10 protein-coding genes and 2 riboswitches are annotated in these 12,587 nt (G+C 66.7%); of the genes, 1 reads left to right on the forward strand and 9 read right to left on the reverse strand.

All coding sequences use genetic code 11. The features are described from left to right. From uca to ACYP5B_RS38670, 9 genes are all read right to left on the reverse strand, one after another. The coding region (uca, locus tag ACYP5B_RS38630; protein WP_459573097.1) for an urea carboxylase at window positions 1-3,303 on the reverse strand (3,303 nt) is incomplete at its 3' end. A gap of 128 nt (window positions 3,304-3,431) precedes the next feature. Beyond that, a complete protein-coding gene (locus ACYP5B_RS38635; protein WP_459573098.1) occupies window positions 3,432-4,103 on the reverse strand; it encodes an urea amidolyase associated protein UAAP2 in 672 nt (223 codons plus the stop codon). A gap of 18 nt (window positions 4,104-4,121) precedes the next feature. Beyond that, window positions 4,122-4,928, reverse strand: a complete 807-nt coding sequence (locus ACYP5B_RS38640) for an urea amidolyase associated protein UAAP1 (RefSeq protein WP_400095696.1) — start codon at window positions 4,926-4,928, stop codon at window positions 4,122-4,124. 22 nt (window positions 4,929-4,950) lie between these two features. Then, window positions 4,951-5,835 carry an ABC transporter ATP-binding protein gene (locus ACYP5B_RS38645; protein WP_459573100.1) on the reverse strand — a complete coding sequence of 295 codons (885 nt, stop codon included), beginning with the start codon at window positions 5,833-5,835 and terminating at the stop codon, window positions 4,951-4,953. Window positions 5,836-5,839: 4 nt separating this feature from the next. Further along, window positions 5,840-6,742 carry an ABC transporter permease gene (locus tag ACYP5B_RS38650; RefSeq protein WP_400095692.1) on the reverse strand — a complete coding sequence of 301 codons (903 nt, stop codon included), beginning with the start codon at window positions 6,740-6,742 and terminating at the stop codon, window positions 5,840-5,842. 7 nt (window positions 6,743-6,749) lie between these two features. Further along, window positions 6,750-7,763, reverse strand: a complete 1,014-nt coding sequence (locus ACYP5B_RS38655; protein ID WP_459573101.1) for an ABC transporter substrate-binding protein — start codon at window positions 7,761-7,763, stop codon at window positions 6,750-6,752. Window positions 7,764-7,821: 58 nt separating this feature from the next. Beyond that, a riboswitch (guanidine-I (ykkC/yxkD leader) is annotated at window positions 7,822-7,939 on the reverse strand. Window positions 7,940-8,159: 220 nt separating this feature from the next. Next, window positions 8,160-8,672: a 6,7-dimethyl-8-ribityllumazine synthase gene (locus ACYP5B_RS38660; protein ID WP_459573103.1), complete on the reverse strand. Its 513-nt coding sequence runs from the start codon at window positions 8,670-8,672 to the stop codon at window positions 8,160-8,162. 87 nt (window positions 8,673-8,759) lie between these two features. After that, a riboswitch (FMN riboswitch) is annotated at window positions 8,760-8,923 on the reverse strand. 85 nt (window positions 8,924-9,008) lie between these two features. Then, a complete protein-coding gene (locus ACYP5B_RS38665; protein ID WP_459573104.1) occupies window positions 9,009-9,968 on the reverse strand; it encodes an SDR family oxidoreductase in 960 nt (319 codons plus the stop codon). A gap of 8 nt (window positions 9,969-9,976) precedes the next feature. After that, the gene (locus ACYP5B_RS38670) at window positions 9,977-11,065 is read right to left on the reverse strand and encodes an MBL fold metallo-hydrolase (protein ID WP_459573105.1); all 1,089 of its coding nucleotides are present in this window, start codon (window positions 11,063-11,065) and stop codon (window positions 9,977-9,979) included. 164 nt (window positions 11,066-11,229) lie between these two features. Between ACYP5B_RS38670 and ACYP5B_RS38675 the strand changes: the two genes are divergently transcribed. Next, entirely contained in the window at window positions 11,230-11,847 is a 618-nt protein-coding gene (locus tag ACYP5B_RS38675) for a TetR/AcrR family transcriptional regulator (RefSeq protein ID WP_459573106.1), read from the forward strand. Window positions 11,848-12,587: the final 740 nt, after the last annotated feature.

The raw sequence follows: 12,587 nt of genomic DNA on the forward strand, positions 1-12,587 counted from the left end.
CTGGCATTGCCTGAACGCCGCGATATCCGGTGCATTCGCGTCCAGGAAGCGGCGATAGTCGCGCATGCCGAAGGTGCCTTGCTCGATGCGCAGCGGATAGCGGCCCGCGGGGAAGTCGCGGCGGATTCTGGTGAGGTCGCCTTCGCTGACAGGATAGAAGCGGATCTGGTCGAAGAAGCGCAGCAGCCACGGCTTGCCCGCTTCGAAGTCGGCGGCGCCGCTTTGCGCGTCGCGCCAGCGGTTCCACATCTGCAGCGTGCGGCCGACGAACTGGTAGCCGCCCGGACCCTCCATGCCGTAGACGCACATATAGGCGCCGCCGATGCCCACCGCGTTCTCCGGCGTCCAGGTGCGGGCCGGGTTGTACTTGGTGGTGACCAGCCGGTGGCGCGGGTCCAGCGGCGTGGCCACGGGCGCGCCCAGGTACACGTCGCCCAGCCCCAGCACCAGGTAGCTGGCATCGAAGACGATGCGCTGCACCGCCTCGATCGCATCGAGCCCGTTGATGCGGCGGATGAACTCGATATTGCTCGGGCACCACGGCGCATCCGGGCGCACCGATTGCATGTATTTGTCGATGGCCAGGCGCGTGGCGCTGTCGTCCCACGACAGCGGGAGATACACGGTGCGCGACGGCACGACGAGGTCGTCGGTATCGCCCAGCGCATCGTCCGCGGCCAGGATGGTGTCGATGAGCGCGGCGCGCGCGAGCCGGCGCGGGTCGAAATGCACCTGCAGCGAGCGGATGCCGGGCGTCAGGTCGACCACGCCGTCGAGCCGCAGGGCTTGCAGCGCGGCATGCAGCGCATGGATGCGCATGCGCAAGGCGATATCGAGCTGCAGTTCGCCCAGCTCCACCAGCAGGTAGCGGTCACCCGCCTGGCGCACGACCAGGCCGGGGCGGCTGGCCGAGGCCGCGCGCTCGCGCAGGATCGGCGAGCCGCGTTCGCCTGCTGCCGTGCCGGGCAGGAAGGCCGGCGGCGCGGTCAGCTCGCGCACCCAGCGGTCCTGCGCCGCTTGCCGCTGCGCGGCCTGCTCCTGCGTCACGCCATGAAAGCGCACCGCGTCGCCCGGGCGCAGCTGGCCAAGCTTCCAGCGCTCGGCGGCAATCACCACGGCCGGGCAGACGAAGCCGCCGAGGCTGGGGCCATCCGGGCCGAGGATCACCGGCATGTCGCCGGTGAAGTCGATGGCGCCGATGGCGTAGGCGTTGTCGTGGATGTTGGAGGGATGCAGCCCCGCCTCGCCGCCATCGCGGCGCGCCCACGCTGGCTTGGGGCCGATCAGGCGCACGCCGGTGCGGCTGGAGTTGTAGTGCACCTGCCATTCGGTGCCGAAGAACGTATCGATGTCGTCATCGGTGAAGAAGTCCGGCGCGCCGTGCGGGCCGTAGAGCACGGCGACATCCCAGGCGCGGCTGCCGCCGGCATAGTCGGGTGTTTGCTCGCGCGCCAGCGCCGTTGCCGGTTCGCCGGCGGTCTCAAGGCCGATGTGCAGCATGTCGGCGGCGCGCAGCGTGCGCCCGGCATGGCCGCCGAACTGGCCCAGCGTAAAGGTGGCGCGGCTGCCGAGGTAGTGCGGCACATCCATGCCGCCGCGCACGGCCAGATAGGCGCGGCTGCCGCCGGCGGCCACCGCGCCCAGCCGCAGCACGCTGCCTGCCGTCACGCGGTGCGATTGCCAGGGCGCCAGCGCTACGCCGTCCAGCGTGGCAGGCATGGGCGCGCCGCACAGCGCGATGACCGCGTCATGGTGGAAGCGCAGCGTTGGCCCGCTCAGCGTGCATTCCAGCCCGGCCGCGGTGTCGGCGTTGCCGACCAGCCGGTTGGCCAGCCGGAACGCCAGGTCGTCCATGGGGCCGGACGGCGGCACGCCCACGTCCCAGTAGCCGACGCGGCCCGGCCAGTCCTGCACCGTGGTCTGCACGCCGGCATCCAGCACTTCGACCGCGTTGGGCCGGTAGGTGAAATCCGCCAGCGAGCGCGTGATGATGCGGCCGTGGATGAAGTCGTCGCTGGCTGCCACCGCGCGCAGGTAGCGCAGATTGGTCTCGATGCCGGCCAGCCGCGTCGTGCCCAGCGCGGCCTGCAGCTTTGCCACCGCGTCAGCGCGGTCGGTGCCGGTGACGATCAGCTTGGCGAGCATCGGATCGTAGTGCGGCGGCACCTCGCTGCCCGCGCCGATCCAGGTATCGACCCGGGCTTGTTCGGGAAAGCGCACTTCGGTCAGCAAGCCCGCGCTTGGCTGGAAATTGCGGGCAGGGTCTTCGGCATAGAGGCGCACCTGGATCGAGGCGCCTCGTGGGGCGGGGGCTTCCAGCGCGAAGTCGTCGCCGCGCGCGAGACGCACCATCCACGCAACCAGGTCGATGCCCGTGACCTGCTCGGTCACGCCGTGCTCTACCTGCAGGCGCGTGTTGACCTCCAGGAAGTAGAAGGCACCGGTGTCCGCGTCGAGCACGAATTCCACCGTGCCGGCGGAGCGGTAGCCAACCGCCTGGCCAAGCCGCTCGGCTGCGCCCAGCAGCGCGCTGCGCGTGGCCGCATCCAGCCCCGGCGCGGGAGTTTCCTCGATGACTTTCTGGTTGCGGCGCTGCGCCGAGCAATCGCGCTCGCCGAGCGTGACCACCTTGCCTCGCCCATCGCCGAACAACTGCACCTCGATATGGCGGGCGCGCTCGACAAACTTCTCCAGGAACAGCCCGGCGTCCTTGAAGTTGGCGCGCGCCAGGCGCTCCACCGCTTCGAAGGCGGGGGCCAGCTCGGCCTCGCTGCGGATCAGCCGCATGCCGATGCCGCCACCACCCGCGGTGCTCTTGAGCATCACGGGATAGCCGATGCGCAGCGCTTCGGCCCGGGCCGCGGCCAGGTCGGGCAGCAGCCCGCTGCCGGGCAGCAACGGCACGCGGTGCAGCTCCGCCAGCGCGCGGGCCGTGTGCTTGAGGCCGAAGGCGCGCATCTGCGCGGGCGTCGGGCCGATAAAGGCAATGCCGGCGGCTTCGCAGGCTTCGGCAAAGCCGGCGTTCTCGGACAGGAAGCCATAGCCGGGATGAATGGCGCCGGCACCGGTCTCGCGGGCGGCGGCCAGGATGCGCTCGGCATCGAGGTAGCTCTGCGCCGCGGGCGCCGGGCCGATGCAGACTGCCACATCGGCCTGCGCAACGTGGGCCGAATCCACATCGGCTTCGGAGTAGACGGCGACCGAGCGCAGGCCAAGCGCGCGCAGGGTACGGATGATGCGGCAGGCGATGGCGCCGCGATTGGCGATCAGGACGGTGTCGAATCGTGCGGATGGCGAGGACATGCGGGTGGTTCCCTCGGGGCAGGTCGTCCTGCGGGAATCATCTCGGCTGCGGGTCGTCCCGCAGCGGCGCCCTTGGGGCGCGGAATGGTCAGGCTGGTACTACGCTGTGCGAACTACACGATCCACGGTCAGGCAGCGGCCGCGGCATCCCACACGATGAACTCCACCGGCGTGGGGTTGTACGCGTTGCACGGGTTGTTGAGCTGCGGACAATTGGACACCAGCATCCAGACATCCATCTCGGCGCGCAGCTCGACATACTTGCCCGGGCCGGAGATGCCGTCGGCAAAGCACAGGCCGCCTTCCGGCGTGACCGGCACGTTCATGAAGAAATTGATGTTGGGCACCAGGTCACGCTTGCTCAGGCCCACGTCGGCATGCGCCATCGCCAGCAGGTAGTTGTCGCGGCAGGAGTGCATGAACTTCTTCTGCAGCGCATAGCGCACCGTGTTGCTCTCGGCCGCGCAGGCGCCGCCCAGCGTGTCGTGGCGGCCGCAGGTATCGGCCACGATGGTCAGCATCGGCCGGCCCTCGCTGGACACCAGCACGGAGCCGCTGGAGAGGTAGATGCCGCCCTGGCGCAACAGCGTATCGGTGGCGCTGTAGTGCTCGGCCACGTCATGCCGGTTGTAGAACAGCACGTCGGCGGCCTGGTTGCCCCCCAGGTCGACGATGCGCACGGTCTGCCCGGCACGGATCTCGGCGAGCCAGGGCTCGCCTGCCGGCTGGCGGTGGCGCAGGGCGGCGTGGGCAGGGTCCAGCAAGCTCGTGCGCAGGGTGGCGGTGGCAGCGTTTGTCATATCGGTTCCTCGTGGTCTTCAGGACAGTGCGAACACATCGGTGTTGTGCAATGCCCGCGCGCATTCGGGGCGGTAGCCGCGGCAGAAGTCGTCGGCCGGGGCCGGGCCGTTGCGCCAGGCCGCGATGCCCACCTTGCCGGGCGCGTAGCCGGGGCGCGGGTCCAGTGGATGCGGGGCGGTGGAGACGGCTACGATCAGGTCCATGTCGCAGCGCAGTTCCACCGTGGTGCCTTCTACCGGCTGGCTGGCATCGAAGGCGAAGCGGCCTTGCGCGTCCACCGCGATCTTGCTGAACAGGTTGACCGGCGCGATCAGGTCGCGCGCGGCGAGGCCGTACTTGCCGATCTCGATCAGCAGGCCGTCGCGGCCGGCGCGGTACATGGCATTGCGGTGTTGCTCGAAACGCTGCTCGCCGTATTTCTCATGCAGTCGCGCAAGGTCGAGCAAGCCGCCAAACGGATCGTGCCAGCCCAGCGTGTCGTGCGTGATCGAGGCCATGGCGCGGCCCATGTCGCTCATCAGCACATGGCCGCGCGTGAAATGCGCGGTGTGCAGCGCCTTGCAGGTGTCGGGCATGCTGTAGCGCTCCAGCCGGTCATGCGCGGCGTAGAGCACCACCGAGCAGTTGGCGCGCGCGTCCAGCGCGGCAAAGCGCAGGGCCGTGCCGCGCGACAGGCGCCAGCTCCAGTGGCAGCCACCGGGCAGGACTTCGCTCCAGGCCACCTGGCTGGCGGGCAGGTCGGGCGCAAAGCGGCGCCAGTGGTCGATGACATCCACCGCGGCATGCGCGGGTGGGTTTGCAAGGGCGTGTTCAGGGGTTTGCATTCGTTGGTCTCCGGGGGGCAACTCAGGCCTGCGGCTCGGGCGCAAGGTCGGTGGATGCGGCATGCGAAAGCTGCTCGAGCAATTCGAAATCGGTCTGCATGCCGGAGGTGGCGCGGATGCGCGCCAGCACCTCGCGCTTGAGGTTCAGGAACGCGGGCGAGAGCTTCAACTCCTGCGTGCGCGCGGCCGGCAGCGGCACCTCGTAGATCGTGTCGATGCGTCCCGGGCGCGGGGCCATCAGCACCACGCGCTGACCGAGGTAGATCGCCTCTTCCACATCGTGCGTGACGAACACGATGGTGCTTTGCTCCAGCCGGTGCACATGCAGGATCAGGTCGTGCATGACCTCGCGGGTCTGCGCATCCAGCGCGCCGAAGGGCTCGTCCATCAGCAGCACCGGCGGGCGGCTCATCAGCGCGCGCGCAATGGCCACGCGCTGCTGCATGCCGCCCGAGAGCTGGCCCGGATAGGCATCCTTGACGTGGCACAGCCCCATCAGGCGCAACAAGGCATCGGCCCGCCCGGAAGCGGCTTCCACATCGGCGCTGGTCCGGCTGCTGGTATTGACCTTGAGCTCGCGGCAGAAACGGATGTTCTCGATGACCGTGAGCCACGGGTAGAGGCTGTAGTGCTGGAACACCATTGCGCGCTGCGGGCCCGGGCCTTCGATCGGCTTGCCGTCGCACAGCAGGTCGCCCGCGCTGTGCGGCTCCAGGCCGGCGAGCGAGCGCAGCAGCGTGGACTTGCCGCAGCCGGATGCGCCCACCAGCGTGACGAACTCGTTGTTGCCGATATCCAGGTGGATGTCCTGCAATGCCGCCGGTGGCGCGCTGTCGGGCGTCTTGTCGCGGCCGAAGAATTTCCATACGCCGCGCACGCGCAGCTTGGGGGATAGCGTCAGGGACATGGCTTTAGCGCCTCGCGTGCAGGTAGGGAAACGCGCGCCGGTGCGTCCAGCGCAGCAACTGGTCGATCGCCAGGCCGATCACGCCGATCAGCAGGATGCCGGCGAAGATCTTGTCGGTCTGCAGGAAGCGCTGCGCCTTCAGGATCGAGAAGCCCAGGCCCGAGCTGGCCGCGACCAGTTCGGCCACCACCAGGTAGGTCCAGGCCCAGCCCATGGTGATGCGCAGCGTATCCAGCAAAGCCGGCTTGGCGGCAGGGACGATGACCAGCCGGATCACTTCGCCGCGGCTCGCGCCCATGGTCTGGGCCGCTTCGATCTGCGCCATCGGCACGCGGCGCACGTCCTCGGCCACCATCAGCACCATCTGGAAGAAAGTGCCGATGAAGATGATGGCGATCTTGGCGCCCTCATCAATGCCAACCCACACCATTACCAGCGGGATGAATGCCACCGCCGGCATATAGCGCACGAAATCGGTCAGCGGTTCCAGCAAGGCCTGCACGCTGCGGAACGTGCCGATCGCCAGGCCCAGCGGCAGGGCGATCACCGCTGACAAGGCCCAGCCCGTGATCACGCGCAACGTGCTGATGCCGATGTCGCCGGCGAGACCCTCGTCGGCATACCAGCCGTGCAGCCGCTGCAGCACCTGCACCGGGCTGGGCATGAAGACAGGCTCGACCCAGCCGCTGGCGGCCAGCCAGGCCCACGCCACCAGTGGCAGCAGCAGGCCAAGGCTGACCAGCGCTGCAGTGCGGTGCGCGGGAATGGCGCTGCGTATGCCCCACCAGGGCTGGCGCTTTGCGTGGCATGCCGGCAGTGCGGGCGTGGCATTGGTCGTGTCCGGCGACGGCGGCTGTACGTGCGCAATGCGCGCGGTAGCGGGCAGGAGTCCGGTGTTCTCGCTCATGGTCGCCTCACTTCAGGGCTTCGGCCAGCAGGCTGGCGTCGACGCCGCGCGCCGGGTCCGGCTTGCCGTCGATCAGCTTGTTCTCCAGCAGGAATGCCGCAATGGTCGGCGTGACGGCCTGCAGCGAAGTGGCCTGCGCCGGGTCGAGCGCGCCGTGGTTGGCGGCAACATCAAAGAACTTCGTGCCGGGCAAGAACACGCTGTATTCATCGGGCTTCATGCTGACCACCTTGGCCATGATCCTGGCCGCCTCGGCGGGCTGCTCGCGGATGAACTTCTCGGTGTCGAACCAGGCGCGGATCATGCCGACCAGGTCGCGGCGCTTGGCGCGGATCGCCTTGTCCTGCGCCACCAGCAGGTCGGGGATCAGGCCCGGCATGTCCTTGGAGGTAAACAGCGCGCGGCCCTTGCCGCTGCGGGTGATCTGGTCGATCCACGGATTCCAGACCACCGCCGCGTCGACGCGGCCGGTCATGAAGGCCGCGGCGGCATCGCCGGCCGAGAGGTTGGTGATCTTGACGTCGGAGGGCTTGAGGCCATTCCTGGCCAGCGCCGTGACCAGCACGAAGTGCGAGATGCTGTACTGCTCCAGCGCAACCGTCTTGCCCTTGAGATCGGCGAAGGACTTGATCTTGCCGCTGACCACCAGCGCGTCGTTGCCGGAGGAGTTGTCGTTGACCAGCACGGCCTTGAGCGGCAGGCCCTTGGCCAGCGGGCCGAGGGTGTCGGACCAGGTCTGGGAATTGGCGTCGAGCTGCCCCGAGGAGAGCGCGGCGATGGAGTCGGTGTAGTTGGCGAACCAGACCAGCTTCACGTCCGCGCCATGCTTCTTGAAGAAGCCCTTCTGCTCGGCGACGTACCAGGCAACCCAGCCCGGCCAGTCGGAGACGCCGACCTTGATTTCGGCCATGGCGGGTCGCGCGCCGGCCAGGCCAATGGCAAGCAGCGTAGCGCCCAGCAGGCCGGCGCAGGTACGCCGGAACGGGCGTCGCGTAAGACGTGAAAAAGGAAATGCAGGCATGGGTTCGGCTCCGATCGGCGGTGACAAATGGCAGGGAAGCCACCTCTCAACGAAGTGAACCTCCCGGGCTTTTGTCCCGCCGTGGAGCCTGGGCGCGAACTAGCGCGCCTGAGGCCGGTTGCTCTCGGACCAGACATCGTGCGCACGGCACGACCGGAACCCTAGCTACCCTTCGGTGAGCGACGCTTGGTCGCTTCCCTGCGGGTTACTCAGCAAACGGCATGCCAGGCACATGGCAAGCGCGCTGGCCGGCAAATGTGGCGCTGAATGCCTATTGTCAGGCGCGAATTTTGGGATCTGCCTGGCTGAATGCCATCGCTTGGTGCGCGGGCGGTGCCCGCGCGCACCGTCAGGGTGCGCGTGATGTAGCGCTTCCGGTGCGCGGGCCCGATCCGGTCACGCCGCCAGCTTGCTCAGGCTTTCCACCGTCTTCACGCAAGCTTGCGCCGCCTCGCGGCCCTTCACGACAAAGTGCTCGCTGAAAAACTTGCGGTGGTCTTCGTGATCATGGAAGCTTTTCGGCGTCAGCACCGCGGACAGGACAGGCACTTGTGTATCGAGCTGCACGCGCATCAGGCCGCTGATGACGGCGTCCGCGACAAACTCATGGCGATAGATGCCGCCATCGACCACAAAGCCCGACGCCACGATCGCCGAATAGCGCCCGGTGTCCGCCAGCTTGCGTGCATGCAGCGGAATCTCGAACGCGCCAGGCACTTCAATCACGTCCACGGCATCGCGCGATACGCCGCGCGCGGCCATTTCAGCGAGGAAGGCGTCGCGGGCCTGATGGACGATATCCGCATGCCATTGCGCGTGGATAAACGCAAAGCGCCAGGCCGGATTGACGGGAGCGGTGTTCTGGAGGTCGCGAGGATCGCGCTGGACAGGAGAAACTAGCTGATTCATGGTCTTCTTCAGAAGAGTGGGTTACCAGAATCAGGGCGCACGAGTTTAGTCCCCCGGCGCCGGGAGACGGGGCGGGGGACAGAAACATCGCGCTCTCTTTCATCCGGACTATGACCGTCGGCTTCGGAGTTACACCGAATCTGCTGACCCCGGCTCCCTGAGACTTCTGGGAGAACCGGGCGCTCGCGGGCTTATGCGAAAAAATCGCCATCACCGCCGGTGGGGACTTTCACCCCGCCCTGAGAACGCTGATGCAGGCGCAAAGCCTGCAACGCGGCAATGATACACCTTGATGCCAATGTGAGTTTGGCGCGTCCCGGACCATCCTTTTGGCTGTCAGGAATGACGCAAAGCCAGGCTAGCGCTCGTTTCCCATTTCACGCCGGTCAGCGTGATCGAACGCTCCCACAACCGCGCCGATACCTGCGCATCCACGGCTTGCGGCATGATCTTCGCGCGAGCCGGCGCGCCTTTCATTTCCGAGAACCCGTCAGGACCGTAGTAGGCGGCGGCGCGTGCTTCGGGCGAGGTTGCCGCCAGCAAGGTCGGCAATGCGCCGTGCGCCGCCGAATGGCTGAAGAACGGCGCGAAAAGCCGGGAGAGGACCCCAAGCATGCCGTTGGTGCCCGGGCCATTGGCCATCAGGTCGGTGCGCGCCCAGCCCGGGTGCGCCGCATTGCTCAGCAGGCCCCAGCCGTTGGCATCGCTGCGCCGCTGCAGCTCCAGCGCGAACATCAGCATGGCGAGCTTCGATTGCGCGTAGGCCCCCCAGGGCTTGTAGACAAGGCTGCCCTGGAGGTCGTCCAGGTCGATCCGTCCTTGCCGATGCGCCATGCTGCTCAGGCTGACGACGCGCGAGTGCTGCCCGCCGTGCCCGCCGTGCAATAGCGGCAGCAGTTGCGCGGTAAGCGCAAAGTGCCCTAGGTAGTTCGTCCCGAGCTGCATCTCGAAACCATCGGCCGTGACTTGCCGCGTCGCCAGCGCCATGACGCCTGCGTTATTGACCAGCATGTCGATGCGGCGTCCCTCTTCGATCAGCCGACGCGAGAAATCCGCGACGCAGGCAAGGCTGGCAAGGTCCAGCAGCTCGAACCGCAGCGTTGCCCGGGGATGCGTGGCACGGATATGGCGCAGCGCTTCGTGCCCCTTGGCCGCATTGCGCCCGGCAAGAATCACATCGGCCCCGGCACCCGCCAGCGCGAGTGCGGTCTCAAGGCCCAGGCCGCCGGTGGCACCGGTGATGACGGCCCGCTTGCCGGCCTGCGAGGGGATGTCCTTGGTGGTCCAGGTGGTCATTGCCGCTCTCAAGGTTGCTCGTTCACGACGCGCGTATTTGCAGCCGGCGCCGGTCTGGTGTTGCGGCGCGTTTTCACGTCCAGCCACCAGCGATCTGCGCTGTGTGCCCGCAGGATGCTCACGGCCTCGCCCATGCGCGGGGTGCTGACAGGGACGCGGCGCGCGGCCGCCAGCGCGACGATGCGGTCGAAGGGCTCATGCCACGCATGCATCGCCAGGTCAAAGGTGCCGTTGTGGATCGGCAGCAGGCAACGGCCGTTCAGGTCGATATGCGCTTGCAGGGTTTGCTCCGGCTGCATGTGCACGGCAGGCCAGTTGACGTCGTAGGCGCCGGTTTCCATCAGGGTGAGATCAAAGGGGCCGTAGCGTTCGCCGATGCGTTTGAAACCATCGAAGTATCCCGTGTCGCCACTGAAGAACACACGCAGATCCGCGTGCAGAATCACCCACGACGCCCACAGCGTACGGTTGCCGTCGAACGGCGTGCGCCCGGAGAAGTGCTGCGCCGGCGTCGCCACAAAACGGATGCCCTCGACCTCGGTGGTTTGCCACCAGTCGAGCTGCCGCACCTTGGCGGGGTCGATCCCCCAGTCGATCAGGCGGTCCCCTACGCCGAGCGGCGTCAGGAAGTGCTCGACCTTGCCCGCCAGCGCCATGATGGCGGCGCGATCCAGGTGGTCGTAGTGATCGTGCGAGAGAATCACCGCCCTGATGGGCGGCAAAGCGTCGATACCGATCGGTGGCTGATGGAAGCGCTGCGGCCCGGCCCACTGCACCGGCGAAGCGCGATCGCTAAAGACCGGGTCGGTGATCCAGAATGCATTGCGCAGCTTGAGCAGGACAGTCGAATGCCCAAGGCGGAACACCGTGTTGTCCGGCGCGGCGAGCAGGTCGGCCTGCGTCAGCGTTTGCACCGGCACCGGGCCGGCGGGCTGGGTATCCGCGGGTTTGTCGAAGAGGAAGCGCCAGGCGATGCCAAGGGTCTTGAGCAAGCCGCCCTTTGGCGGGCCGGCCAGGGCGCGTTTCTGGCTCGCGCGCGATTCTGGCGACTGGACGAGGGTCTTGCTGCTGGCGGGGTGGGGCGATGGACTGGTCATGATGGCAATCAGGATCCCAAGAGGAGCAAGGCAAGCGGCGGGGGTTCATCGACCTGCCATGGTTGCATAAATTACACTGCACAGTGTAGTGTAATTTTCTGGAAAGTAAACTTGTCGGTGTAAAATTGCTGACTTCCCCCGATGCCCAGGACACCAGAAACGCCATGCCCCCAGCCCAACGCCTGACGGATCGCAAGCGCGAAGCCATCATTCAGGCCGCCATTGCCGAGTTCCGCGACAACGGCTTCGAAGTCACCAGCATGGACAAGGTCGCCGCCCGGGCGGAGGTATCGAAGCGCACGGTGTACAACCACTTCGCCAGCAAGGACGAGTTGTTTGCCGAGATGCTCTCCCAGTTGTGGGAGAGCAGCCAGGGCGAGCTTGAAGTGGCTTACGCCAGCGATCAGCCGATGGATGCGCAGTTGCGCGCGCTGATGCGGCTCAAGATGAACATGCTCAACAACGCCAGCTTCATGGATCTGGCGCGCGTTGCCATTGCCGAGACGATTCACTCGCCGGAACGGGCGCGGGAAATGGTGGCCAGGCTAGGCGAGCGGGAAGAGGGCATCAACGTCTGGATACGCGCGGCCCAGGCCGACGGGAAGCTGAAGGCGGCGGATCCCGGCTTTGCCGCTTGTCAGCTGCAAGCGCTGATCAAGGCATTTGCCTTCTGGCCGCAGATCACCATGGGACAGCCGCCGCTGGATGCGGAGATGCAGCGGCAGGTGGTGGACTCGGCGGTTGCGATGTTTCTTGCGCAGTACGGGGTGGATGGGGCTTGAAGGGCTCCAGCTTAGACCAGGCTGAAAGCACCGGCCCTGATACCTGAGCATGTGCAAGCCCGTCATGCCTCAAGCTCTAGCGGCCCTGAGCCAGCACTATTTCCGGTTCGCCAAGCTTCGAGCCTCAGGCCACGGAAGATCCAATGTGCCGTAGCTGCAATGCCACCGAAAGGATTGCCGTGAGCAGGCATATCGCCGTTTGCAGGGCAGGGCAGTGCGAGGGTCGATAAAGCAGGCCCGCACCTGTTGGCTGCAGTCTTTGCTTATGCCATGCCATTTGCTACTGGACCGGCCCAGATCACCAACATCCCGTCCTGGGTAGGCTGGAAGCTATAAAGCGAATCAACGGCGCCGAGCCTCCCTGCGCGCGTAAATCCCTTCGCTCGATGTGGTGTGTAACGTTGCCGCGGACGTGGAATGCGTCCACTGAATCCAGTGTTTGCGCCCGAATCCCGCCACGAGTAGCCATCTGCTGCGCCGCAGCATCCAATTCTCACGTGTCAAAGCCGCAAATTTTTCTTGTGGCGTTTTGATATATCACATATTGTATTTCGCAAAGACGATCAGCGAACGTGAGCGAAGACTTCACGTGGCGGGCAGCGAGCGCCGGTAGGTGCCAGCAACGCTCGTTCACCCCAGTCGCTAAAGTCAACGAGGAGACCAAAACATGTCTGCAGTCGTATCCACGCGGCCCGAGACCACCACGGCCGAAGACACTCTCAAGCAGAAGACGCGCGATG

It is taken from the genome of Cupriavidus sp. 8B (assembly GCF_054589115.1).